This is a genomic window from Rhodococcoides kyotonense, from assembly GCF_001645385.1.
Classification (GTDB): Bacteria; Actinomycetota; Actinomycetes; order Mycobacteriales; family Mycobacteriaceae; genus Rhodococcoides; species Rhodococcoides kyotonensis_B.
Genome location: NZ_LVHI01000012.1, coordinates 899431 through 923579 on the forward strand (window position 1 = coordinate 899431; position 24149 = coordinate 923579).

The 24149-nt window shown below is 64.4% G+C and carries 31 protein-coding genes; 16 read left to right on the top strand and 15 right to left on the bottom strand.

All coding sequences use genetic code 11. The features are described 5' to 3' along the window. Positions 1–175: 175 nt before the first annotated feature. Genes A3K89_RS12280 through A3K89_RS12315 form a run of 8 tightly spaced genes read left to right on the top strand, consistent with a single transcriptional unit; the run spans position 176 to position 3828 of the window. Positions 176–658 carry an Asp23/Gls24 family envelope stress response protein gene (locus A3K89_RS12280; protein ID WP_068426286.1) on the top strand — a complete coding sequence of 161 codons (483 nt, stop codon included), beginning with the start codon at positions 176–178 and terminating at the stop codon, positions 656–658. Further along, positions 655–993 (top strand): Asp23/Gls24 family envelope stress response protein, encoded by a 339-nt coding sequence (locus A3K89_RS12285; protein ID WP_240930873.1) that lies wholly within the window; start codon positions 655–657, stop codon positions 991–993. Before A3K89_RS12280 ends, A3K89_RS12285 begins: the two co-directional genes overlap by 4 nt. Beyond that, a complete protein-coding gene (locus tag A3K89_RS12290) occupies positions 990–1283 on the top strand; it encodes a hypothetical protein (RefSeq protein ID WP_068425774.1) in 294 nt (97 codons plus the stop codon). The genes A3K89_RS12285 and A3K89_RS12290 overlap by 4 nt, the downstream gene beginning before the upstream one ends. 46 nt (positions 1284–1329) lie before the next feature. Next, complete coding sequence (locus A3K89_RS12295) at positions 1330–1509, top strand: DUF2273 domain-containing protein (RefSeq protein WP_068425778.1); 180 nt, start codon at positions 1330–1332, stop codon at positions 1507–1509. Next, the gene (locus A3K89_RS12300; protein ID WP_167674277.1) at positions 1502–1957 is read left to right on the top strand and encodes an Asp23/Gls24 family envelope stress response protein; all 456 of its coding nucleotides are present in this window, start codon (positions 1502–1504) and stop codon (positions 1955–1957) included. Before A3K89_RS12295 ends, A3K89_RS12300 begins: the two co-directional genes overlap by 8 nt. Then, positions 1954–2547 (top strand): DUF6286 domain-containing protein, encoded by a 594-nt coding sequence (locus A3K89_RS12305; RefSeq protein WP_068425781.1) that lies wholly within the window; start codon positions 1954–1956, stop codon positions 2545–2547. Before A3K89_RS12300 ends, A3K89_RS12305 begins: the two co-directional genes overlap by 4 nt. After that, complete coding sequence (locus tag A3K89_RS12310; protein ID WP_068425784.1) at positions 2544–3116, top strand: hypothetical protein; 573 nt, start codon at positions 2544–2546, stop codon at positions 3114–3116. The genes A3K89_RS12305 and A3K89_RS12310 overlap by 4 nt, the downstream gene beginning before the upstream one ends. Further along, complete coding sequence (locus A3K89_RS12315; protein WP_254303503.1) at positions 3106–3828, top strand: GAF domain-containing protein; 723 nt, start codon at positions 3106–3108, stop codon at positions 3826–3828. Before A3K89_RS12310 ends, A3K89_RS12315 begins: the two co-directional genes overlap by 11 nt. Before the next feature lie 7 nt (positions 3829–3835). Here the strand turns inward: A3K89_RS12315 and A3K89_RS12320 are convergent, their stop codons facing one another. Next, positions 3836–5116, bottom strand: a complete 1281-nt coding sequence (locus A3K89_RS12320) for a hypothetical protein (protein WP_068425790.1) — start codon at positions 5114–5116, stop codon at positions 3836–3838. Between the two features lie 14 nt (positions 5117–5130). Between A3K89_RS12320 and A3K89_RS12325 the strand changes: the two genes are divergently transcribed. Then, a complete protein-coding gene (locus A3K89_RS12325) occupies positions 5131–5574 on the top strand; it encodes a MerR family transcriptional regulator (protein ID WP_068425793.1) in 444 nt (147 codons plus the stop codon). A gap of 308 nt (positions 5575–5882) precedes the next feature. Here the strand turns inward: A3K89_RS12325 and A3K89_RS12330 are convergent, their stop codons facing one another. The 3 genes from A3K89_RS12330 to A3K89_RS12345 form a co-directional block, all read right to left on the bottom strand. After that, positions 5883–6326 (bottom strand): hypothetical protein, encoded by a 444-nt coding sequence (locus A3K89_RS12330; protein ID WP_068425796.1) that lies wholly within the window; start codon positions 6324–6326, stop codon positions 5883–5885. Between the two features lie 1436 nt (positions 6327–7762). Further along, a complete protein-coding gene (locus A3K89_RS12340; protein ID WP_032364201.1) occupies positions 7763–8113 on the bottom strand; it encodes a helix-turn-helix domain-containing protein in 351 nt (116 codons plus the stop codon). A gap of 13 nt (positions 8114–8126) precedes the next feature. Beyond that, complete coding sequence (locus A3K89_RS12345) at positions 8127–9239, bottom strand: tyrosine-type recombinase/integrase (RefSeq protein WP_032405569.1); 1113 nt, start codon at positions 9237–9239, stop codon at positions 8127–8129. Positions 9240–9452: 213 nt separating this feature from the next. On the opposite strand from A3K89_RS12345, the gene A3K89_RS12350 reads away from it, so the two are divergent. After that, complete coding sequence (locus A3K89_RS12350) at positions 9453–9683, top strand: heavy-metal-associated domain-containing protein (protein ID WP_032364250.1); 231 nt, start codon at positions 9453–9455, stop codon at positions 9681–9683. A gap of 33 nt (positions 9684–9716) precedes the next feature. Continuing rightward, positions 9717–11885 (top strand): heavy metal translocating P-type ATPase, encoded by a 2169-nt coding sequence (locus A3K89_RS12355; RefSeq protein ID WP_068425802.1) that lies wholly within the window; start codon positions 9717–9719, stop codon positions 11883–11885. 104 nt (positions 11886–11989) lie between these two features. Here A3K89_RS12355 and A3K89_RS12360 read toward each other — a convergent pair whose 3' ends face one another. From A3K89_RS12360 to A3K89_RS12375, 4 genes are all read right to left on the bottom strand, one after another. Continuing rightward, positions 11990–12616 (bottom strand): DUF305 domain-containing protein, encoded by a 627-nt coding sequence (locus tag A3K89_RS12360; protein WP_068425806.1) that lies wholly within the window; start codon positions 12614–12616, stop codon positions 11990–11992. A gap of 85 nt (positions 12617–12701) precedes the next feature. Beyond that, a complete protein-coding gene (locus A3K89_RS12365; RefSeq protein ID WP_032364204.1) occupies positions 12702–13121 on the bottom strand; it encodes a DUF6153 family protein in 420 nt (139 codons plus the stop codon). Positions 13122–13172: 51 nt separating this feature from the next. Next, positions 13173–14390 carry an MFS transporter gene (locus tag A3K89_RS12370; RefSeq protein ID WP_155289413.1) on the bottom strand — a complete coding sequence of 406 codons (1218 nt, stop codon included), beginning with the start codon at positions 14388–14390 and terminating at the stop codon, positions 13173–13175. Positions 14391–14453: 63 nt separating this feature from the next. After that, positions 14454–15038, bottom strand: coding sequence for a TetR/AcrR family transcriptional regulator (locus tag A3K89_RS12375; protein ID WP_032364206.1), 585 nt, complete (start codon positions 15036–15038; stop codon positions 14454–14456). Between the two features lie 85 nt (positions 15039–15123). Between A3K89_RS12375 and A3K89_RS12380 the strand changes: the two genes are divergently transcribed. Then, entirely contained in the window at positions 15124–16518 is a 1395-nt protein-coding gene (locus tag A3K89_RS12380) for an MFS transporter (protein ID WP_032364251.1), read from the top strand. A 24-nt stretch (positions 16519–16542) separates the two neighbouring features. Here the strand turns inward: A3K89_RS12380 and A3K89_RS12385 are convergent, their stop codons facing one another. The 3 genes from A3K89_RS12385 to A3K89_RS12395 all read right to left on the bottom strand — a co-directional run bounded on the left by A3K89_RS12385 (position 16543) and on the right by A3K89_RS12395 (position 18270). Further along, positions 16543–17001, bottom strand: a complete 459-nt coding sequence (locus A3K89_RS12385; RefSeq protein ID WP_240931215.1) for a VOC family protein — start codon at positions 16999–17001, stop codon at positions 16543–16545. A gap of 153 nt (positions 17002–17154) precedes the next feature. Continuing rightward, the gene (locus A3K89_RS12390) at positions 17155–17478 is read right to left on the bottom strand and encodes an alkylmercury lyase (RefSeq protein WP_068425812.1); all 324 of its coding nucleotides are present in this window, start codon (positions 17476–17478) and stop codon (positions 17155–17157) included. A gap of 114 nt (positions 17479–17592) precedes the next feature. Continuing rightward, a complete protein-coding gene (locus A3K89_RS12395) occupies positions 17593–18270 on the bottom strand; it encodes an acyltransferase family protein (RefSeq protein ID WP_068425815.1) in 678 nt (225 codons plus the stop codon). Between the two features lie 127 nt (positions 18271–18397). Here A3K89_RS12395 and A3K89_RS12400 point away from each other — a divergent pair, with 127 nt between their 5' ends. Next, complete coding sequence (locus tag A3K89_RS12400; RefSeq protein WP_068425818.1) at positions 18398–19822, top strand: O-antigen ligase family protein; 1425 nt, start codon at positions 18398–18400, stop codon at positions 19820–19822. Positions 19823–19991: 169 nt separating this feature from the next. Here A3K89_RS12400 and A3K89_RS12405 read toward each other — a convergent pair whose 3' ends face one another. Continuing rightward, complete coding sequence (locus A3K89_RS12405) at positions 19992–20222, bottom strand: hypothetical protein (protein WP_068425821.1); 231 nt, start codon at positions 20220–20222, stop codon at positions 19992–19994. Positions 20223–20346: 124 nt separating this feature from the next. Here A3K89_RS12405 and A3K89_RS12410 point away from each other — a divergent pair, with 124 nt between their 5' ends. Further along, positions 20347–21735: a Mu transposase domain-containing protein gene (locus A3K89_RS12410; RefSeq protein WP_068425824.1), complete on the top strand. Its 1389-nt coding sequence runs from the start codon at positions 20347–20349 to the stop codon at positions 21733–21735. Next, positions 21735–22577: an IS21-like element helper ATPase IstB gene (gene istB, locus A3K89_RS12415; protein WP_068425826.1), complete on the top strand. Its 843-nt coding sequence runs from the start codon at positions 21735–21737 to the stop codon at positions 22575–22577. Before A3K89_RS12410 ends, istB begins: the two co-directional genes overlap by 1 nt. A gap of 209 nt (positions 22578–22786) precedes the next feature. Here the strand turns inward: istB and A3K89_RS12420 are convergent, their stop codons facing one another. Together A3K89_RS12420 and A3K89_RS12425 are read right to left on the bottom strand one after the other, a co-directional pair. Next, a complete protein-coding gene (locus A3K89_RS12420; RefSeq protein WP_068425829.1) occupies positions 22787–23005 on the bottom strand; it encodes a hypothetical protein in 219 nt (72 codons plus the stop codon). Next, a complete protein-coding gene (locus A3K89_RS12425) occupies positions 23002–23292 on the bottom strand; it encodes a GDSL-type esterase/lipase family protein (RefSeq protein WP_068425832.1) in 291 nt (96 codons plus the stop codon). The genes A3K89_RS12420 and A3K89_RS12425 overlap by 4 nt, the downstream gene beginning before the upstream one ends. Between A3K89_RS12425 and A3K89_RS12430 the strand changes: the two genes are divergently transcribed. Beyond that, positions 23281–23538 carry a hypothetical protein gene (locus A3K89_RS12430; protein ID WP_157105297.1) on the top strand — a complete coding sequence of 86 codons (258 nt, stop codon included), beginning with the start codon at positions 23281–23283 and terminating at the stop codon, positions 23536–23538. The genes A3K89_RS12425 and A3K89_RS12430 overlap by 12 nt on opposite strands. A 360-nt stretch (positions 23539–23898) precedes the next feature. Here the strand turns inward: A3K89_RS12430 and A3K89_RS12435 are convergent. Continuing rightward, positions 23899–24149, bottom strand: a 251-nt coding sequence (locus A3K89_RS12435; RefSeq protein ID WP_167674279.1) for a dTDP-4-dehydrorhamnose 3,5-epimerase family protein, incomplete at its 5' end; no start/stop codon positions are given.

Here is a 24149-nt window from a genome sequence, read left to right on the forward strand (position 1 = left end):
GATGCCGACCCCGTTTCACAGTGCTCTGTTGTACCTCTGGGTTGTTCCGTCCAAACATCCCGGGTTTTCGGCCTTCACCAGTGTGATCCAGAACACGTATATCGGACGTGCGCTTTCCACGAGTCGCCACGACCAATCACCGAAGAACACACAATCGAACGAAGGGATATGGACGATGACCACCACGCAAGCAGCACCCACCGGCACGGCCCCCGCAACCACCACGAAGACGAGCCCCAAGCCGGTCTCCGATTCGGCATTGGTCAGCTCGGACGGCCGCACCACCATCGCGGACACGGTCGTCTCCAAGATCGCCGGCATCGCCACCCGCGAGGTCCAGGGTGTGCACGATGTGGGCGGCGGAGCTGTCCGGGCCATCGGTGCGCTGCGCGAGCGCATCCCGGGTGCACGCGTCAACCAGTCCCAGGGCGTGTCGGTCGAGGTCGGTGAGCGGCAGGCAGCCGTCGACATCGACATCGTCGCCGAGTACGGCGTCTCCATCGCCGACCTGGCCGCCGGAATCCGTCGCAACGTCATCACCGCGGTCGAGCGGATGACCGGCCTCGAGGTCACCGAGGTCAACATCACCGTCCACGACGTCTTCCTCGACGACGGCAGCGACGACACCGACGAAGCGGCAACTGTTCGCGTCCAATGACATCGGGTGACAGCGACACCGGCCGTCCCCGCCCCGACACGGGCGGGGACGGCGGCGACGTCGACCTGTCCGAGGCACTCGCCCGCACCGTGACGGCCACCGACGGCGTCGCGGGTCTGCACGGCGGCATGTTCGGAGAAGTGGCGACTTATCTGCCCGGTCGCCGCGTCGCCGGAATCCGGTTGGACCACAACGGGATCGACATACACATCTCGCTGCTGGCCGGTGCGCCCGTACGCGAGACGGCCGACGCGGTGCGTCGCGCAGTACACGCCGTCGCCGACGGCCCCGTGCACATCACCGTCGAGGACGTCGTCGAGGTGGCGAATTCGTGACAGGTCAGGAGAGGTCGGCCGAACAGCGGCGTGCTGCTGCACTGAAAGCAGCGCGCCGCGAGATCGCCCGCACTCACCACCCTGATCGCGGCGGCGACCCCGACACGTACATCCGTCTGCTCGCCGAACTCGATCGCCGGCAGATATCGCGCCCGGCCACGAGTGCAGCAGCGGTGCAGGGCATGTCTCGCCGCGCCCTACGGCGTCGGGCGTGGCGCCGCACGATCGACGCCGTACGCCGCAAGGTCCGGCGTCGCCTCACCGGCTCGTCCAAGCCGACACGGCGCTGAACGCTCTGTCGGACAAAACAATTCATTCCTTACACGTGGAGACCACATGAGAACGTCGACGATCGGACTTCTGGCAGGTTTGTTGATCGCGATTGCGGCTGCCGCGGGCGGTTTCACCGGTTTCCTTCTCGCACTGCTTCTCGGGGCCGGTGGCTACCTCTACGGCAGCTACCGCGACGGCGAGGTCGATCTTCAGTCGATCCTGCGGGGCCGTGGCCGTGGCTGACACGACCACCACCCTGGACGGTGGCGTCGCGCCTTCCGGTGCGCCCGTCACCGATTCGCCGACGACGGCGTTGCGGGAACCGGATGATCGCGGTGCGCTGACCATCCGGGATTCGGTTGCCGAGACCATCGCACGCAAGGCGGCGCTCGCGGTGCCGCACGTCGTCGCGAAGTCGACAGGCTTGTCGAAACTGACCGGCCGCGGTCTGCCGCGCGTCGAGGTCACGATTCGAGGAGACCACATCCGCGCATCGCTGGATGTGGCCATCGTGTGGCCGGCACCCACGGCGCGAACCGCTGCGCAGATCCAGGACAGCGTCGCCGCGGACCTCGCCCGTTACACGGCACTGACGGTCGACACGGTCGACGTCACCGTCCTCGTCATCACCGCAGAAGCAGTCGCGGCTGCGTCCGATTCTTCGACGCGGCAGACCAGGAGAGTGCAATGACCGCTCCGACAACGATCTCGAAAGACAGCGCGACACATCCGGTTTCGGATCCGCCTGTCGCGGAGAAGAAGCCGCTCGGCAGTGGTGCCGCGGCTGCGGTCGCGGTCCTGTTGGCTCTGGCCGTCGTCGCGGCCGGGGTGATCGCAGGCCGCGATGCCCTCATCGCCGCGGGCGCTCTGACCGGCGACAGGTGGATCGACGCCGGCCTGCTCTGGCTCGACGGACTCACCGCGCAGAATTGGATGGCGCCTGCCGGCATCGGTGTCGCCGTGCTCGGCGTCGTACTTCTTGTTGCAGCCGTCGCGCCGCGTCGTCGCCCGTATGTCGCGACCTCGATTCCGGGTGTGTGGCTTCGCCGTCGCGACCTCCCGGCGCTCGCGCACGCGGCCGTCGTCGATATGCCCGCGGTGACGTCGACCCGGGTTCGGGCGACGCGACGCAAGGTCTCGGTGGCACTGACGGCCCACCCCGGAACCGACTGTGCCGCATTGCAAAAGCAAGCAAAGTCGGCCGTCGACGACGCGTTGTCCTCGTTGACGAAGCCACCGAAGGTCACCGTCTCGGCCTCCACAGGAAGGACCCGCTCATGAACCGCGCAACCATAGCGTTCGACCGTATCGCAGTGGCGCTCGTGGGCCTGGCCTTGATCGCCGTCGGCGCAGGGGCAGCGGCATGGCAGTGGGGTTACCTGCCGGAGACGCGCCAGCGCATCGATGTTCCGTTCGCCGAGAACACGATTCAGGCGACGTGGTGGCCGTGGGCTCTCGGAGCCGGTGCCGTCGTCCTCGTCCTTGTCGGGCTTCGGTGGTTGTTCGCGCATCGACCCGGTCGACGTGTCGGTCGCCTTTCGGTGTCGTCGACGGGTGATCAGGCCGGACAGTTGTCGGTCGACGTCGACACCATCGCGCGATGCGCAGCCGACGCCCTGGCCGCGTCCGATCACGTCCGAAGTGCGCGCGGTACAACGCGTTCCGATCGAGGAGAGCGTGTCGTCGAATTGACTGCCACCCTCGAACCCTCCCCGTCGGCCCTCGCTCAGACCGCCCCGGTCCTGGCCGACACGACTCGGGACATCGCACTCTCGCTCGACGACACCCGCGCGTCGACGCGAATCCTGTTGCGCCTCCCACCACCGGCACGGGATCGCCGTGTCCACTGAGTCTCGCGCTGTGCCCGTTGCGGGCTTCGACGCCCGCCTGAATCAGCTTCTCGCCGAGCAGGCCGAGAAAGCCGGTGAAACGGTGGACACCTTCATTCGGCGTGCTGTAGTGGCTCGGCTGGTCGAGGCGCTGAAAGCCGACGAGGAATCGGACGTCGGGCAGCTGCTACGCCACCTGCAATCCAATTTCGACAGCGGTAAGGACGGTTCCTCCGACCCGTCTCTGGCCGGTACCGCCATCCACGATCCCGAGCGCTTGCGCGCCGTCGAGGCCACGGGGTTGCTCGACACCGACGTCGAGGAGCGATACGACCGACTCGCCGCGATGGCGTCGGATGCGTTGTCGGCGCCTGGCGCAGCGATCTCACTGTTGACCGACGAACGCCAGTTCTTCAAGAGCGCGATCGGGCTACCGTCCGAGCTCGACGGTGCGCGTGACATCCCGCTGGAGCTGTCGATGTGCAAGTACGTCGTCAACGCCGGGGAAACAGTGATCGTCGAGGACGCACGACTCGACTCCAATTACAACGACCACGCAGCCGTCACCGGCGAGCTGATGGTGTCCTACCTCGGAATCCCGTTGTCCGACGACGATGGCCACGCCGTCGGGACACTCTGCGTCTGGGATCAACAGCCCCGCCAGTGGACCACCGGTCACGTGCAGCTTCTGCAGGACGTGGCCTGGATCGTGCGCGAACGCATCTTCGAATAAGTACCGTTCAGTCCGCTGTGACGGAACCGGACGGCGGCTGGGTCGGCTCGGCTGTCTCGCGCCTACGCAGGAGCACAAGACCCGCACCTGCGACGATGACCGACAGCACCGAAACGGCCGTCGAGGCCCACTCCCAGACGCTCGGAGCGTAGCTGGGTTCGATGCTCGTCAGCGGTGTGTATGCCGTCCAACCGAATTCGACGATGATCGGAACGGTCACCACCACTGGCGTCGTCGCGGCGATCACTGCGACCGACGATTCGGTCGGCAACAGCGACGCGAACGCCACTCCCGCGGCCAGAGGAAGTACGGCGGAGACTGCAACGGTAGTGATCGCGTCGAGTTGTGAACCCGCGAGAATCCCCGTCGCGGCAACAACCGCCAGAACCCCCAGCGCCGCAAGCGGCAACCGCCACTTCATACCGACCACTAAGCCGACGAGCAGGCAGACCACGAACACACCTGTCGCCGATGCCTCCAGCGAGCTTGTGGACGACGCTGCGACGAACGCCAGTGCCACGAGAACGATCGAGCCCGTTCTCCGAGGGAGCGTGAACGCCGCCCCCACAAGCAGCGGCACGACCAGAAGACCCAGCAGCCAACGCTTCTGCATTGTTCCGTCCGCGCCGAGTGAATCCACCGCTCGGACGAACAGCCAGTAGAGAACTAGCCCTACCAAAGGAACAACGATGCCCACCAGCAGTATTCGCACGCGCGCTTGCGCCGTTTCGATCGCTCCGAACGGCGATACCCACGCAGCCGCTGCCAGCAGCAGTGCGAGTACACCGACGATGATCCAGTAGTACGTCTGGGGCGCAGGCTCCGCCATGTACTCGTACTCGGCGTAGCGCAGTGGAACGTCGACGATGGGCGCAGCCAGGGTCACGCCGACAAGAAGCCCGAGCACCAGTGAGCACTGCGCAGTTCGGCGGTCGCCTGCACCTGACAATGCCGCTGCTCCACCGAGAATCAGCCCGGCAGCTGCTGCGCGCGGGTGCAGCGCCCACAGATCACCGCCGGCCGAAGACGCCACGACCAGCGCGACGCCGAGAGCTATCGACGCCAGTGCCCACCGAGCCCGCCTCACCGCGAGCGTGGTCACGACAGCCACGACGCTGCCGAGTGCAGCGGCGGATGCGGCACTGCCCAAGAACACGTCGAGTCGGTCACCGCCTGCAACGAACGCGAAGTTGCGTGGCACGGATGTCGTCAGCGTGACTGCAGCAACGAATGCGCCTGCGAACACGGTGAGCAGGGCGAGGAGTCGTCGAGCCGCATTACTGGACACGATCGAAAGAATAGGTGACGACGAGCGGCCTGAGCGTGCATGCCCTGCGCCACTTCGAACGTGAAGGCCTGTTGTTGCGTCCGATCAAGCGGGCCGGGTCCAAACACAGGATGTACGACGCCAGCGACATCAATTGGTTGTTGCTGATCAACAGGTTTCGCGAGTCAGGGATGCCGGTCGCGACGATCAGGCAATTCGCCGAGCTGGTGCGTAGCGGCCCCGGCAACGAAGCAGATCGGCTGCAGATCCTGCGCGCGCACGAGGCCGCGATCGAACAGAAGATCGCCACGCTCCGGGAGAATTTGGACGTCATCCGCACCAAAGTCGCGATCTACGCCGACCACGTGAACCACGGCACGGCCGTGGGCGTGTGGTCGCCGCGACCGTCGTCACAGCAGGAAGACGACGAGCGCTCCCGCGGTGAGGCCCACGACGGCAGCAAGGAGGAGGAAGCGTAGATCGGTGCTACGCGATCGGCTCGGCAGTCGGTTACGCATGCAAGGATTGAACAGCATAAACGGGGATTTTGCTTGTTCGAGCCTAGGATTCAAACGTTTGACTGAGTGGCTCAGAAGTTGTTCCACCACTACGCGCCGATAAGCGACCTAGACCGCACCCGCCTCGCAAACGCGACCGGTGCGCGGCATCGGGCCAGCACTGGAACCGTCCCTCCTTATCGGCGCAGCAATGCAGTCACAATGCCTGACGCGGTCCGCCGTCCCGCTAAGTCCGCGTTTAAGCGCCCTGGGAGAGTGCACTACTCGTGTTATGCGCGGATTCCCGGGCCTACCGGAGACCGCCCGGAAGCGCCTTTCATACGTCTCGATGGCGACCACGACTTGAGGCGCAGCGCCGGCTGCTCAATCAGCTTGCAACTGGAATACCCCGCGCCCACGGCGAGCACAGCCGCGATAATCGAGAACGCCCACGGGTTCAGTGACGCAAGCCCACCGAAAACCAGAAGCTGCTGCAGCGGGAATGCATATAGATAGACGCCATATGAGATGTCGTTCTTGGCGCCGATTGACCGAAACGGCAACGACTGGCCCAGCCAGATGCATAGGTATGCCAACGGGATCGCCGAGACTACAGTCGTGACCCCAGCCCACGCGAATACCACGATCAGGACAGCTGAGATCGCCGCGAGCACCCAGGTCAGCGGCAGTCGCGTCGAGAGCGCCCAGAGTGCGGCGCCGCCGAAGAAGAACACTGGCAGGGATGGTGTATTCGGGGGTGCGAATGCCGTCGCTCAGGGTCGGCGGTCGGCGGCGTAGTTTGCCCATTGGCCGTTCGTCTTGAAGGTGTGTTTGGCGACGGTATGAGCGTTGAGCCCTAGGATTCCCGCGAGCACACTCGGCGGGAGCTCACGGGCTAGCTGTGCGGTGGCGGACAGTCGTAGCTTTCGGGGCTCGATTCCAATGGCGCGCAACCTGTTTCCTAGACTGGTTGCACTCAACGGTTTGCCTGCGTGGCCACCTGCGAAAAGCCATGTCGTAGGTAGTTGTTCCGCAGTTCCGGTGCGCCGCTTGAGGGGTAGATTTCGGGCGATGGCTGCGAACGGATCTGGCAGGTCGAGGACGTCGGTGGGACCGAGTCGTAGACCTGTGGTCGTCGCGGTGGCAATCACATCGGCTGTGGTGAGGCTGACGATTCGCCGTAGCGGCTGGGCGTAGAGGGCGACCAGCGCACCGGCCAGTCGATCTACCGGGTCGAGTGACTCGTCGTGGATAAGGCGCCGGCCGATCTGCCAGCGATCCTCGGCGTCAGTCGGTAGTTCTGCATGGGCTCGACGCTCTTTCGGGAGGGCAATCTCTTTCGATAGGTGCCGTGTTCTTTGTGCCCAGGTCAAAAACGGGCGGATGTGCCATCGGGACGCACCGGGCTCTGCGAACCAGGCGTCAATGTCGTATTGCGCACATCGAGGCATCTCGGTTCCTCGTCGTTCGAGTGTGTTGAGGAACTGAATGACTTGGAGGATCTGGCAACGTGCGTTCTGTACGGCGGTGCCGATCGGTCGGTGCGTTTCGAGTCCGCGCAAACGCGGCAGTACAGCCCAGTGCGTCCACTGGCTAGCGAGCTTGCGATGGCCTGTGTCGAGTCCGCTGAGGAGTTGCGGGAGCTCCGTCTCGAGCCGCCGGAGACTACGGTGCACGTCGGGGTCGAGGATGCCCGTAGCGATGAGGAGTGATCGGAGGTAGTCGACCGACTTGGGCCGAGGGAGCAGGTCGAGTGATTCGTGCGTGAGGGGAATGGTGCCGTCGTGGAGGCCGCGCAATAGGTCTGTGTTGCGGTTCAGCCATCGCCGTGTGGTCGTCGGTTCAGCCTGCATGATGGCGTCACGAAGTGGTTCCAGGAGCCCGTCGGCAGTCGGTGGTAAGACGTGCTCGAGGTGGCAGCGGAGCGCGCATCGCGCGCACATGCGTTCGCCGTCCATGGCGATCAGGGGCTGACCGACGCTGGGGCACCGCGGGCAGCTTCGCTGCGCCTTCTCGCGACACCATCGGCATAATGCGTTGTCGTCCAACAGCTTGTCGGGTTTCGTGCAGCCGGTGCACGCGCCGCGATGCTGTCGTCGTCTTTTCCTGCAGCGGTCGCACACCCGGACGCGGTCTACGACTGAATTGCACAGTACACAAACAGTATTGATCACTTCTTACGTTTGATTTCCGCTCGCCGTGGTGTGCGCGTCTTCGCGTCGGATGGTGTTGCTGCGGTCTTGGGCCGATGGGTAGTTGTACCGGTCGCTCGCACCGTCGCCCGTTCGGCGACTGGTTCGATCAGATCGTTCGGTGTGCACGAGAGTATGTCGCAGAGCGCCGCGAGGGTACGCAGGCTGAGGCGTTCCGGCGTTCCAGTGACCAGGCGATACACCTGAGCTTCGGACAAACTGATCCCGCGCTCGGCAAGCAGCGGTCCCAAACCGGTCGTCGCGAATATTCCCCTCTCGGCCAACAGTCGGCGTAGGTGCCAGTCGTAGTTCAAGCGTGGCTGTTGCATCCCTGTCTCCGTCCTACTCTGCGGTGAACGCTCGGTCCAATGCCCGTCGGAGGGCATTGTTCTTGTAGTCGGTGCCGACGCTGGTGTAGATCGCGGTGGTAGATCCCCAGGAGTGTCCGAGTTGTTGCTGAACAAACAGGTGGTCGAAACCGTCTTCGAGTAGGTGTGTCGCATACGAGTGCCGTAGGCAGTGCGGACCGAGATGCTTCTCCAGTCCGATTGCGTCCCGGTACTCGGCGAAACGGTGCGAAATCGACTCGGTGCCGACGCGTGCCCGACGTTCTGTCGGCCACATGGCGAGATGGTCGGTGTCGTACAGGGGCCGAATCTCGGTGACCCACTCGGCGACGGCTTCGGCGGCCCACCCCATCGTGGTCAGTACCGTTCGGCGGCGCGGTGGCCCTCCATTGAGGGCTTTGCCGTAGCGAACCGACAATGCGCCATGGCGGCCGAACTCTTTGGCCGCGGAGTTCGCGGTCCAGTCCACGATGTCCAACATCGCTGCCTCGCGGCGACGCAGCCCCCAGGCATAGATGACCTTGAACAACGTCGCGTCTCGGTAACTGGCAAGCCATCCCTTGCGGCCGGACAACCCAACCCGGTTCACCCGCTCATCGCAGTAGTCGAAGAAGGCCTGTAACTCGTCCCTCGTCAGTGGCCGGTTTCCTGGTCGACCTTCGTACTCCCCGCGGTGGACGACGGTGTTCCATTCGTGGAAAACCTGCACCGGGTGAACGCGAAAGTATCGCTGACACACTTCATCCCACCGATATCGGACATCAGTGATGTAGGCGCAGAACAGCGACGCGGCCATCTGGTAGAGCCGCACAGTCGAGTGAGCGACCCCCGAATCGACAAGATGTGCGGTCCACTCCTCGACGTCCATCGACGACCAGTTCCAGGGGTAGTCGTTCGTGAATGCGACCAGCCTCCGCACGATCTGTGTCCGTCGCTCGATCGTCAAGTTTGCGAGCATCCGCGCACGTTGCTGCGTCTCCCATCCGTCGATCATTCCTTCCAGGACCGTTTCCTCCGGAACCAGTAATACGACGCCATCACTGAGGAAGCGGTCGGCGGAACCTTTGGCGTCGGACGCGGGCTTTTTGGCAACAGGGTCGACCGGCACTGGATGAATGTAACAGTCATTCGATGCATGTTCACGTGATGCTCTTCAGCTGCTGATGGCCGACGAGCCCGCGGCCGCCCCCGGAGATCGACGCAGATGCAAGTAGGCGGTTGTGACATGGATGCCCCCTTTTCAACGGTACGGGGAGGGGGTATGGTCCGAATCGTCGCAAGATACCCCCTGGGGGTATCACTCAAGATGAAGGAGTACCTCATGATCACCACGAATTACCGAGTCACCGGCATGACCTGCGGACACTGCGAGGCGTCGGTCCGGGAAGAAGTCGGTGCTGTGGCCGGGGTCGACACGGTCGAAGCATCGGCGTCGGCGGGGACGCTGACGGTGACAAGCGCCGATGAGCCCGACCACGCCCAGGTCGTCGCCGCCGTTCGCGATGCCGGATACACAGCCGAACCGCAACCCGCAGATTCACGCACCGCGTAGCCGCTGAACTCGGTGGAGAGAAGGATTCGCACGATGAACAACCACACACACGCCGATGTCGGCGTGGCCGAGACAGCGGGCACACAGTCGGGCCACGACCCGTCTGGACACAGCGCAGCCCACACCGGACACGGCGAGCAGACTGAACACGAAGGCCATACCGGGCACGGTGGCCATGCCGGTCACGGCGATCACGTCGGCATGTTCCGTCGCCTGTTCGCGATCATGCTGGTCCTCGCCGTCCCGGTGATCGTTGCCTCGAACATGTTCGCGATGCTCCTCGGATACTCGCTGCCCGACGCAGCGTGGATCGCGTGGGTCTCCCCGGTACTGGGCACCGTGATGTATGTCTGGGGCGGTTCCCCGTTCCTCACCGGCGCAGTCAGCGAAATCCGTTCACGTGCACCAGGAATGATGCTGCTCATCGCCCTCGCGATTACCGTCGCATTCGTCGCGTCGATGGGAGCGAGCCTCGGCCTGCTCGATCATCAGCTCGACTTCTGGTGGGAACTTGCCCTGCTGATCGTGATCATGTTGCTCGGGCACTGGATCGAAATGCGATCCCTCGCTCAGACCACCTCCGCCCTGGACTCGTTGGCAGCACTGCTCCCGGACACCGCCGAACGCGTCGACGGCGACGACGTAGTGCAGGTATCCCCGGCCGAGCTGCAGCTCGGTGATCTCGTCGTCGTCCGCCCCGGCGGACGCGTACCCGCGGACGGCACCATCGTCTCCGGATCGGCGAGCATGGACGAATCGATGATCACCGGCGAATCACGCACCGTCCGCCGCAGCGACGGCGACCAGGTCGTCGCCGGCACTGTCGCCACCGACTCCGGCCTGCGCATCCAGGTCACCGCAGTAGGGGAGGACACCGCCCTCGCCGGCATCGGCCGGCTCGTCGCCGACGCCCAGAACTCGACCTCGCGCGCTCAGCGCATCGCCGACACCGCCGCCGGCTGGCTGTTCTGGTTCGCTCTCGGATCCGCGATCATCACCGCCGCCGTGTGGACCCTGGTCGGGATGCCCGACGACGCCGTCATCCGCACCATCACCGTGCTGGTCATCGCGTGCCCGCACGCACTCGGACTCGCGATCCCGTTGGTGGTCTCCATCGCCACCGAACGCGCCGCCCGCGGCGGTGTCCTGGTCAAGGACCGGCTCGCACTCGAAACCATGCGCACGGTGGACACGGTGCTCTTCGACAAGACCGGGACCCTCACCAAGGGTGAACCCACCGTCACCGCAATCGAGGTCGCCGAAGGGCGCACCGCCGCCGAGGTCCTCGCTTTGGCCGCTGCCGCAGAAGCCGACTCAGAACATCCCCTGGCCCGCGCCATCGTCGACGCCGCACGCGCGCGGAACCTGACCGTCCCGGCTGCAGCCGGTTTTCAGTCGTCCCCCGCCGTCGGGGTCTCAGCCGACATCGACGGCCTCCGGATCCAGGTCGGCGGGCCGGCACTGCTCGAGCAAGAGCGCGGTTCCGAACTCGCCGTCGCCGACCGGTGGCGCGGTGACGGGGCGATCATCCTGCACGTCCTCGCCGACGGGGCCGTGATCGGTGCACTCGCGCTCGCCGACGAGATCCGGTCAGAATCACGCACCGCGATCGATGCACTCCACGCCCGCGGAATCACCGTCGTGATGATCACCGGTGATGCCGATGCCGTCGCGAAGTCCGTCGCGACCGAACTCGGTGTGGACCGCTACTTCGCCGGGGTGAAGCCGGAAGACAAGTCCCACACCGTCGCTGCACTCCAGGGCGAAGGACGTACGGTGGCGATGGTCGGCGACGGAGTCAACGACGCCCCAGCGCTCGCGCAAGCCGATGTCGGTATCGCGATCGGGGCCGGCACCGACGTCGCTATCGCATCGGCCGGAGTAATCCTCGCCAGCGACGACCCGCGGTCGGTGCTGTCGGTAATCGAACTCTCGCGCGCCTCGTACCGAAAGATGAAGCAAAACCTCTGGTGGGCAGCGGGATACAACCTCATCTCAGTCCCACTCGCGGCAGGAGTGCTCGCACCGGTCGGGTTCGTACTGCCCATGTCCATCGGCGCGATCCTGATGTCGCTGTCGACGATCATCGTCGCCGCGAACGCGCAGCTGCTCCGGCGACTCGACCTCACGCCCGACACCATCGCCGGAGCGCTGAACGAGGGGAGTTCCAATCCTCCGTCGCAGCGCACACCGTCACTGTGAGAGCTGATCTCGTACCGGAAACGCAGCCCTGACGACTGCGAAACGCTGATGGCCGCACCCTCTCCGCCGGAGAGGATGCGGCCATCGTTGTGTGGCGGGCCGGGTCAGCCGAGCAGCCGCTGCATGGTCTCGATTTCCGGCTGCTGAGTGGCGACGATGGCGCGTGCCATCTCCAGGGCGTCAGGATTGGAACCGTCCGCGATTTCGGTGTTCGCCATCTCGATGGCACCGGTGTGGTGGGCGATCATCATCGTCAACCACTGGCGGTCGAATTCCGGTCCCGACGCTGCCATCAACGCGTCCATGTCCTGAGCGGTCATCATGCCGCTGCCAGAGCTGTGGTCCATCCCGCCCATGTCACTCATGTCCATGTCGGGCATGGGCTGGCCCCACTCGGTCAGCCATGCCGTCATCTGGTCCATCTCGGGCTGCTGTGCGCCGGCGATCGCCGATGCCAGCGACAGCACGTCCGGGTTGTCGGTGCGGCCGTTCGCCATGTCGGCCATCTCGACTGCTTGTGCGTGGTGCGGATACATCATCTGCGCGAACATCACGTCGGCATCGTTGAACTCTGCGGACGCGCTTGCTTGGGCCGAGGACATCGGTGCGGAGGACATCGAGCCCATGGAATGCCCGTCCATCGACGAATCGGTCGAGTCGTTGCTACAGCCGACGACGAGGAACGCGCTGGCGGCGGCAGCAGCGAGTGAAGCCATGACTTTGGTACGCATGTGGAATCTCCTTGCAAGAGTGGACAATCAGGGGTGTGTGACGTGTTTCGGTCCGCCGGTCGACGCGCGTCTACCGGGCTCCCTGTCACACTCGCAAGGTCACCGATCTGTCCAACTCCCACAAGGTCCACGGCGGTGCGCGCTCCAGGATGGAGTCTGTGCGCCCGGCGATCCCGTCCACCGCTGTCGGCGACTGGCCTGTCTCGGTGCTCATCGTCGGGACGGACAACGCGGCCCACGACACCGGAGTTCCCACACAGGGATGCATCATCTGATGCGCCGACGGACAATCGTGTTCCCCGAACATCACCGAAGCCGAGCTACTGCCCGGGGCTGTCGACGCCATCGCGGCATGGCCACCGGTCATCGACTCCGACATCGGGCCAGCCATCGACGATGCCGGTGTCACAGAATGCATCAACAACACCCCGAACACCGTCACTGCAATCAACAATCCGATCGCCGAGGCTGTGCCCCGTCGAGTGCGACGAATCGTCGAGTTCATGCTCTCGACGGTAACAGGGCATACCCCCCAGGGGTAGCGTCGGTGCATCGTTCAGCTGGCCAGTCGGACGTCAGCTCTCGGTCGTGCGAACCAGTGAACCAACACCCCGCTCGCGACACTGAGTGTTGCGAGCGTCGGCATCGCCACCACGATCGCCCTGTCGAGCCCCCAGAAGGTTGCGAGCGCACCGATCCCAACCGCAGTGAGACCCTGCGACAGGTACGCCACCAAGTACATCAACGACAGTGTCGCGGCCCGCGTCTCGGCCTCGGAGGCTGCGACGACCATCCCGAGCCCGCCGTAGAACATCAGGCCGTACCCCACCCCACTGATGACCGCAGCGAGCAGGAAGACCGTGAGCAAGTCCACGTTGGCTGCGGCGACGAGGGTGACAGACCCGGTGGCGGAAAGCACCGAACCGGCCAAAGATGCGGACGTCGGCGAACCGCGGCGGGCGATGATGGACGCGGGAACGATGGCAACAGCCCAACACGCAAGTGCGCACGCGGCGACGAAAGCGTCGACGGTACCGACGAGATCCCTCACGATCTGCGCACCGAGCCCGATGAACACCGCGCCCATCATGAAGGCCACGGTGAGGGAAGCAACACCGATGGCGAACTGCATTCGAGTTCTCGCGGGTGCTCGCACCCGACTGGGCCGCCATCGAACATTGCTGCGCGTGGCCTCCTCGGGGAGGAACCACACCAGCGGCAGCAGAGCAATCGTCACGCCGAGCAAGATGGCGAACGGGAACGTGGTGGGCAAGGCGGAGTACTGCACGAGCGCACCGCCGACAACGAGCGCGAGTGCGGTACCGCTGGCCGTCGCCGCCGTATTGACGGAAGTGGACAGTGCCGCGGTGCGGCGCGGTGCGAACTCGACGAGTGCGGCGCTGGCCGCACTCATCGCGATACCGACCCCGAGTCCTTGAAGAGTGCGGCCGATGAAGATCGGGACGAGACCGCTTGTGACCACGAACAGCGCAGTGCCGACAGCGACCATGCCGACGCCGGCAAGCAGTACGCGGCGTCGCCCGATCGAGTCCGAGAGAGACCCACATGCAACGAGAGCGAGAACCAGCGCTACCGGGTAGGTAGCGAACAACGCGGTCGTGACGACCTCACCTACGCGCCACCGATCCGCTAAGAGCGGATAGACCATCGACGGCGCGCCGCTCGCCCACAACGACACAACCAGGACGCCCGCCGCCGTCGACAACGCCACAGGTAACGGCAAGGTCTTGCGTGAACGAGGGCGGCGGTTCACCGATCTACGCCGACCGAACCGACGGTGTGCGACCAACCGAGCGGAAGGTGGTGCGCCCAAGCCTCAATGGGTGTCGAGTAGAGCAAGGATGGTCCTCACGATCAGATCGGGTGCGTCCATCGAATCCAGTCGCCCTGCTGCTATCTCGGCTCCGGCACCGTGAAGGACCTGATGGAGCACGGCGACTTGCCACGAGGTGGGCATGTCACGTGAAAACAGTCCTGCACTGCGTCCGCGTTCGATCAACGATTCGACCCGGCTCGCGGGGCCGTCGTGAAGCTCGCGGATACGCGCTGGGGGGAGTTCTTCCTCGGCGGCGGCAATGACCGATCGTGACCGGTCCACCAGCTCCCAGCTGCTGTGAATGAGCCGGGACAACGCTTCTCGGGGATCCCCACCCAGATCGACCGCAGCCAACGTCTGCTCACCGCGATCGATCACACGCGCCACCACGGCATCGATGAGCGCTGGGCGAGAAGCGAAGTGACCGTAGAGCGTCACCCGCCCGAGACCGGCTTCCCGTGCGATATCGCTCATCGTGGCGTTCTGCCGCCGAGACAGGCAGACGATCGCAGCATCGAGGATGCGCTCGACGTTGCGCACCGCGTCGGCTCGTTTACCGCCTACCTGTGACGTATCGGTCGTCATAGAACCCTCACTTCCCGAACACGTTTGTATGAGTTACGGTACCAGTGTCCAACTCAAACAACTATGTACAACTTAGGAGGCAGTGGTGACCACGTCGAAAACGACACCGGAAGCGGGCGAAGGGCTTCACCCGAAGCGATGGCTCGCACTGGCCCTGCTGGGCACAGCGCAGTTCATGCTGATCCTCGACGTCACAGTGGTCGCGATCGCGCTACCGCAGATGGGCATGGACCTGGCCCTCTCGCGGGAGGCGGTCACGTGGGTCGTCGCCGCATACACCCTGACCTTCGGCGGCTTGATGCTCCTCGGCGGGCGTAGCGCGGACCTGTTCGGGTCCAAACCAATCGTCTTCGCCGGCCTGGCCGTCTTCACCGCCGGCTCGCTAGCGGCCGGACTGGCTGCCAATGCCGAGTTCCTGCTCGGCGGCCGCATTGTCCAAGGCATTGGCGCGGCGATGCTCTCACCGGCGGCGTTGTCGGTGGTGGTGCGCCTGTTCGCCGGCGACGAACGCAACCGCGCCCTGGGCATCTGGTCGGCATTGGGCGGCGGCGGCGCGGCGGTCGGTGTCCTGCTCGGTGGCCTGATCACCGCCGGACCGGGATGGCCGTGGGTGTTCTACGTCAACATCCCGGTCGGCCTGATCGTCATTTTCGGCCTTCTGCGCGTCCTTCCGCCCCTCGCCCCAGCTCCCGGGCCGCGTCCCGCGCTCGACATTCTCGGTGCAGCGCTGGTCACCGCTGCGACCGGATCGGCGATCTACTCGTTGACCGTCGCCGGTGAAATCGGATGGACCAACCCGCAGACCCTCACCGCAGCCGGGGCAGCGGCAGCGCTCTACCTGCTGTTCTACTGGCGACAGCAGGCCGCGTCCTCTCCGCTGATGAACCTAGGACTGCTCAGCCGACGTCCCGTCGGTGCCGGAGTGTTCGTGATCCTGATCGCAACAGCCCTGATGGTCGCAGTGTTCTTCCTGGGCACCTTCTACTTTCAGCAATCCGCCGGGCACGGCCCCCTCGTGACCGGACTGTTGTTCCTACCGATCGCCGTGGCCACGATGACGGGAGCGAACCTCGGCGGACGCCTCATCGGCCGCTGGGGCGCACGAATCCTCGGCACCGCCGGGATGCTCATCGCAGCGTTGGGATTACTTGTGCCAGCCCTGTGGGCAACCACCGCGGCGACCACGATCGGCGTCAGCTTCGGCGCATTCGGTATCGGCGCGCTGTTCGTCGTCGCCTCAGCCACCGCGCTCGGACAGATCGGCCCCGAGGAGGCCGGCATCGCATCCGGCCTGCTGAGCACCTTCCACGAATTCGGTGCATCCATCGGCGTGGCCACCGTCTCGAGCATCGCTGCACTCAGCCTCGTCGCGGGTGGCGGTGACACCGGGTTCCAACACGCGTTCCTCTTCGCCGCAGCCGCTGCTGCACTGGCCGCAATGATCTCCGCCGTCGTCATCCCGCCACGCCCCGCACTCTGATCGTGCAAAACCAGGCACCGCCGGTCAGGAAGTGGTGAAAGCGTCACCGTCACCGTCGACGAATGAGCTCTCGGTCCGGATAGTGTTCGTGGAGAACGTGATCAGGTTGCCGTCTCCGTCCACGGACGCGAATTCCATCGTCCCCCAGTCCGTCGCGACGGGGTGGCCGGCGTCTGCCGGGTGCAGAACGCCCGCGCGCGAGAGTTCGTCGTACAGCGCGGTGACCTCGTCGACGGTGATGCGGCAACTGGCCGTTCCCGCGAGGAAGGTCTCCGCTCCGCTGCACACAGGCCAGGGTGCGGTGTCGGGCCGGCTGCTCCAGCTGTCGTCGTCGGCGGCCCACAGGTGGATCTCGACGTCGTCTCGAGTGAGCTTGGCGAAGGTGGGATCGGAGTACTGCGCCGTGAAGCCCAAGGAGCGGGTGTAGACAGCGACAGCTGTCTCGATGTGCCGTACCGGCAGTGCGGGGACCGCTCTGGACATACGCATAGGCAACACTAACGCCAATGAACGGCACGAGGAAGCGAACGCTGCCGTGCCTTCGGGGAGTGCGTGCGGGCCGAGGTGCACGGTCGCCGCGCGGACGCTACCGCTCGGCGTTCGACCGGGTCGGCGTGACGCGACCCTTCGCTGCGTTCATCGTTGCAACGCTTCGCCTTTGGATCGCAGCGACGCGGCGAGTTGGTCGACGGTCGGCAGACCCGCCAGGCCGCGGTCGGTCGAGTAGACGCGGTAGGCAAGTTCGGTCAGTTGCACGGCATCGTCGAAGGCGTCGACGCCGTCAACGAGGATGGTCGGTGAGCCTGCGAAGGCCGACGCCGCTGCCTCGGCGTCGGAGGAGATCAGCCGGCGTCCGATCTCGATGTCTGACTGTCCGATCAGGCTGGCTGCAGCACGAACCCGGTCCGCAGCTTCCTGCCAGTTCGGGCATCCGTCGAAGTACAAGATCTCCACCTTCATTCGAGCGAGTCTGCCCTCGAATCGGATGGCGTGCCGGTGCGGCCACAACGGGGGTCAGTTCATGGTGAGATCGTTTCGGCTGCAACGGGCGAGGCGGCGATCGTGCACCTGATGCTATTCGGCATCCTTCAGGCCGAATGTCAAGAACCTTTCGGCATAGTAGCTTTCAATCTCCAGCGGGCCGTACTGGTAGACGACGTTCAATGCGAGCAGGACAAGCCCCGTGAGATAGATCGGCAGCTTGGTTCTGCGCAAGCTGGCTGTGATACCGAGGACCGCAACAATCAAGTAGCAGGCGAACTCGAACGGCAGGGACCACAGCGACCCGTTCCAGTCGGACTGGAACAGGAACTGATCGATGGATGTCGTCCCGGCGACGTCAACTTGCCCGCGAAACAAGGTGATGTTCTTGAGGAAGTAGGCAAGGCCGCCGTCTGCGCGTGTGAACACGCCGAGTCCATTGTTTCCCGCCAGGAACCACACAATCGGCGCCGCGACCAGTCCCACCACCGCAATGCAAACCCAGTAGCCGGGGTAGATCCTGAGGACACGTCGCCAGAGGTACTTCGAGGTCGACTGTTCATTCATTCGACTGGCCGTGATGAGGTAGCCCGAGATGACGAAGAACCCGGCGACAGACCAATGCCCTAGCGTCATATCACCAAGCCGCGGTTCGGGCCCGGCGCCCGTGAGTGGCCACGTGTGAGACACGATCACAGCTAGCGCGAAGACGAGACGCAAAAAGTTCAGACTGTTTCGTCGCCGGTCGAATGCAACGTCTATCGATGCCACAAGGCCCCCTTCAATTCGAGGGGGACACTACTGTGCCGACCGCGAACCTTCGCGTCGAGCACTGTGCCACGGTGCGGCACAATATCCAGAGATCGCACGAGCGATCTAGATTGTGGGGTAAGTCGTCGTGGGTAGTCAGACGTTGGCGTTTCTGGGCACCACTCGCGGCGCAGGGGTGTTGCTTGCTCTTTCGGCCCTGGTCTTGTGGTTCTCGTTGCCGAGAAATCCCTCCGCACTCCCGCGGTTGCTTGTGCTCAGCCTCGCAGCATTCACCTTCGGTGCACTTTTTCCCGGCAACATCGGCCTCGTCATTCAGATGGTCGCGTTGTTCGGCGGTTTTGCGCTCTGGTTACTGACGCCCGCCGCGGAACGGCGGGGCAGCGCAGTCGTAGCCACGTGCGCTGCCATCATCGCGTTCTGGGCGCTGCTCATCTTCCATGAGAACGTGCCTTCGCTAAACATCGGCTTGCTCGGATTCCGCAAGACTGTGCTGGCAATCAGTGGACTGGTTCTAGGCTGCGCAGTGGCGCGCCCACTGGTTCAGCGCGTTGAGCTACTAGTCGTACGACTGCTATCGATTGCGCTTACTGTGTCCTTAGTCGGGTACTTCTTCTTCCCCCAGGTCGCCGACTTGGTGCCACGCGCGGCGGACAAGTACACCGCCCTATACCGCGGTCAGGAGCGGCTACAAGGCGTCTTTTCAGGGCCATTCCACGTCGCAGGGGCAGCAATTCTCTTGCTCGGATGGTCGCTCGTCCGGAGGAAAACCCATCCCAGAATGGCGGCAGTATCAGCGGCGATTGGCTTGGCAGCTATGTACTTCACATTCGTTCGGAGCGCCTACGTCGCAATCGTCTTCGTTCTACTCACCGCAGCACTGGCCTCTCCCTCCGCAACCACCCGCGCAAAGCGCATCTACTTTTTCGCGATCGCGGGGGTCGCGGCTTATCTCGTGCTGGCGCGAGGCGGACCATTGACCGACACCGTCGAATCCATTTCGAGCTTCTCTACCGATGGTCGCTTCCAGAACCGAATTCCCGAATGGCAGGAGGGCCTGTCGATGTTCTTCGACTCGCCCGTTTACGGCTGGGGATCCGGTTCGGCGGGAGACACACTCGGGTCAGCCTTCGCTGGCGGTGAGCACGTCACACCCCACAACATCCTGCTGAAGTTTGCCGTCGAAGGCGGCCTTATCGGACTTGCCCTACTCGGCGCCGTTGTCGCTTCCATCGTCTCGGGACTGACGTGGCGTAGCGTGCATGGACAGCTCGCGACTGTATCGGCAGTCGGCCTGCTGGCGATGGGGATAACGGGATCAGCAATCGATACCCTTCCGGTGTCGTACCTGGCTCTGATGCTAGTTGGGCTAGGGATCGGAATCACCAATACAGACAGGCGCACATGTCGATCATCTCTCGGCTCCGACAAACCCACGCTGAAGCTAAGCTCCGGCGCGGACGTTGCCGCAGCTGCAACGAGATCCTGCGCCACGACGCACAAGCCAATGTGTGCAGCGACTTCTGTGCGTCGGAATACGTCTCGCGCAACTTGATCTAGAGCTTTGTGACGGTGGCGCAGGCGAACTGGTAGGTGCCGCCGCCCGCGACCGAGATCATCGGCCACAGTTGAGTGTCGGCCGGTAGCCGCGTGTATAGCGGCGTTTCGAGCACTCCCGACCGGGCGATGTTGCCGTGGATTGGATCACCGGAGCCTCCCGAGATCTACGACACCTCGGACGGGAAGACGCCGGACGGGACGTTGAACTCGGCGGCGAGGTACTGGTTGCCCGACGTCGCGACGGCCTGCAATCCGGTCACTTCGAACTCGACAGCGAAGATCGTCGTCTCACCGGTCGCGCCGCCCGGGTCGCCGTTACCGGACAACGAAAACGTGCCGTTGTCGGGGACGACGACTTGCAGCCACTTGCCGGGAACGCCGTTGACGGCGCTCATCGAAATTCATCACTGACGCTCACTGAAATTCATCACCCGTGTGGCACCGCCAACGAGGGCGGGTCTCCAACGAAGCTGATGGTCTCTGACCACGCACCAGCTACTCGAAGGAGACCCGCTCCTCATGCTTACACGGGAGGAAGACATGGAAGTACACGCCCTACGCAAACGAGGCTGGACGATCTCGGCGATCGCCCGTCACACCGGCCGAGATCGCAACACCATTCGCAGCTACCTTAACGGCACAACTGCCCCTGGAGTGCGCAAACGCAGCGCACCGGACCCATTCGAGGTGTTCCTCGCCTACGTCACCGCCCGGCTGATCGACGACCCGCATCTGTGGGTGCGGACGCTCTGTGACGAACTCGAAGACCTCGGATACACGCTGTCGTATCAAACCCTGCACCGCAAGATCCGCGAGTTGAAACTACGTCCCGTCTGCCACGCATGTGCGACCGCCACCGCGAGACCCAATGCGGTGATCGATCATCCACCAGGCGAAGAGACACAATGGGATTGGGTCGACCTACCGAATCCACCCGCCTCGTGGGGGTGGGGAACGACGGCGCACTTGTTCGTGGGAACTCTCGCCAATTCCGGCAAGTGGCGTGGAATCCTCGCACCTGCGATGACCCAGCCTCATGTGGTCGACGGCCTCGACCGAATCTGTCGCGGACTGGGAGGCGTAACACGGGTGTGGAGGTTCGACCGGATGGCCACGGTCTGCCACCCCGAGTCCGGCCGAGTCACCGCCAGCTTCGCCGGTGTCGCGAAACACTACGGTGCATCCGTTGCGATCTGCCCACCGAGGCGCGGTAACCGCAAAGGTGCGGTAGAGAAGGCGAATCACACTGCAGCACAGCGTTGGTGGCGCACTCTCGCTGACGACCTGACCGTCGAGGGGGCACAAGCAAATCTCGATCGGTTCTGCAGTCTGCGCGGCGACACCAGGTTGCGGCCGACGAAGGACGGCCGAGCATCGGTCGCGACCCTGGCCACTGCCGAAGGATTGCATCCACTGCCGACCGCGGCGTATCCAGCGATCGTGTCCACCGAACGTGTCGTCTCTCGACAAGCCCTGGTGTCCTATCGCGGCAACCGCTACTCGGTTCCACCCGAACTCGCCTCGGCTTCAGTGACCGTCACCCAGGTACTCGGCACCGACATCATCGACATCGTCACCACCTCCGGCATCACCATCGCCCGACATCGTCTGGCCGCCGACGGCACCGGGATAATGGTCCGCGAGCACGGCCACATCTACGCCCTCGAACAAGCAGCGATGGCCGGCGCGAGCACCGGACGACCGCACCGCCGAAAAGAACGCATCCCACCCGGGACGGACGCACTCGCTGCCGCCGACAAGCTCCGAACCGCCGCCGGCGCAACGCTTGCCGATCCCACGGATTGCGATGAGACCGATAGTGGCGCAACCGAATCCGACGTGAGCGGGGCCATCGTCTACGACCTGTCGATCTACGAACGCGCCGCGCACGGAAGGAACACTCTCTGATGGCAGCCGAGAAGACGAGCGACCGTGTGCCGGCACCGAACACCGCCGAGGCAGCGAGCCTCTACCAACGCTTGCGCGGGCATCTCGCAGTGCTCAAACTCTATGACGCGGCCGAAGCGTTGCCCTCGGTCCTCGACCAAGCAGCTGCCGAGGAACTGTCGATGACCGCGGCATTGGACCGGTTGCTCTCGATCGAGGTCGGAGCTACCGAGGCACGCCGGTTGGCCGGCAGGCTGCGGTTTGCATGTCTGCCGACACCGGCATCACTCGAAGACTTCGACTACGGCGCAGCCGCTGGAGTCGACAAGAAGCTCGTCGAAGAGCTCGCAACCTGCCGTTTCCTGGAGACGGCGACGAATGTCCTGCTCATCGGCCCACCGGGCGTCGGCAAGACGCATCTGTCAGTCGGGCTGGCTCGCGCCGCCGCGCATGCCGGATACCGAACCTATTTCACCACCGCCGCCGAACTCGCGGCCCGCTGTCACCGCGCCGCGTTGGAAGGAAGGTGGGCAACGACGATGAGGTTCTACGCCGGGCCGACGTTATTGGTGATCGACGAACTCGGCTATCTCCCGTTGCCCGGTGAGGCGGCGTCGGCGTTGTTTCAGGTTGTCTCACAACGGCATATGAAAACCTCGATCATCATGACCACCAACCGCGGCGTTGGATCGTGGGGTGAAGTACTCGGCGACAACACCGTCGCAGCCGCCATGCTCGACCGACTCCTACACCGTTCGGTCGTACTCAACCTCGACGGAGATTCCTACCGACTCCGCGACCACAACGCACGATCGGAGAAGCTCCGCAAGGCCACCACAGGAACCCGCCAACCACTACAGTGAAGACCGCTCACAGGTGATGAATTTCGCCGAGCACATCTGCTGAAGTTCGCTGAGCCTCGTCACCGTCCGTGCGGTCGACAAGCCCAGTAGTCAGGGAGGCGTTCGATGCGGCCCACCCTGACGGGGCGGTGCCCGCTGCTGCGCCCTAAAACAGGCCAGCGAGGTGAGCAGATTGGTCGGGTCAACGGCGTGCACCCGCGAGACACGACTCAGAGGCGGGACCAGCGGACGCAGCGTGTCGGCCGACAACCTTCCGGCCACGCACGCGCCGACGCTCCGGAAGTGGGTGGGTGGGTGTTGTAGCCCATCGCGTAACCGGCGATCCAGTTGTCCGCGACGTCCGGGTTCGCGAGGACACCGAAGTAGTCGACCACGATGACGTCGGGCTGCGTGTACGGGAGTTGCCGGAGCCAGCCGTTCAGCGTCATGGCGTGGGTGCGGGACGCGGTGGTGCGTGTGTTGCGGGCGGGATCGTTCCGAGGATGACGCGTGCGCCGATCTCGCGGCACTCGTCGATTACTGCCAGGATGTTGGTCTGCGCCGTCGCAACCGGGACCACGACGGCGGTGTCGCCTGCGTCGTCGGTGCCCGCGAGGATGTGCACCCAAGCCGGTGCGTGCGGCTTCACGTCTGCGTCGAACCGGGCGAGGATCTGCGTGCTGGTCTCGCCGCCGACGCCAGTGTTCTTTAACGTGCGTAGCCGGTGGCCGAGCATGATTTTCGCTACGGCCAGAACGAGCCGGGGCGGGTGGACAGGCCGCGGTTCGACCCGTTGGCGGCGTTCGAATCACCCCACCACACGATCGTCGAGTTCTTCCGCGACCCAGAGGTCAGCGCGGCGGTCTTCGGGAACAGTCATCGGCACGCCGTCGTCGTCGTTCCCCGGCGCGATCGACGCCTACTCGATCAACTACGGCTCGCCCGCGACGAAGACGTACACGCAACCGACCGTCACTCGTAACGCTGCTCGCGCTACGCCCGACGTCCCCGCATTGGCGGTGAGCTGACATGGGCATACTCGACGCACCTGGATGTAGGTGCCGGGCGTGTTGTCCGACCAGATGACCGGGGCGGTCGTCACGGCACCGTTCACGTCCCTTATGTCGCTCCGGCGATGAGTAAATCGGGCGTCTTCGCGAGTGCGGAAAGCGACGCATAACGGACGTCATGTGCCGCGTGCTTTAACGGACGGGTGTCTGCGGCCGACCCGGGATGTCGAATGTGATCCAACCCGTCCGGCGTACACACGGATTGGATCTAACAAGTTGGCGTTAATCAACTGCAGTGTGCAATTGCGGTTGCGGGTCCTACCGAGGGTGACTCAGCCGTCGTATTTGGGTAGGTATCCGGCGGTGATGGCGTCGGCGAGCGAAGGTGCGGCTTTGTCCTTGTCTGACAGTTGGTAATCGAGGGGTTGTCCGTTGCGGCCGTGGGTGGGCCAGGTGATCGCCAGGTCCGGATCGAGGGGGTTCAGGTCGCGGTCGAGGGACGGGGTGTACTCGATCGAGCACAGGTACATCACCGTCGAGCCGTCTTCGAGGGACAAGATCGCATGCCCGAGACCTTCGGGCA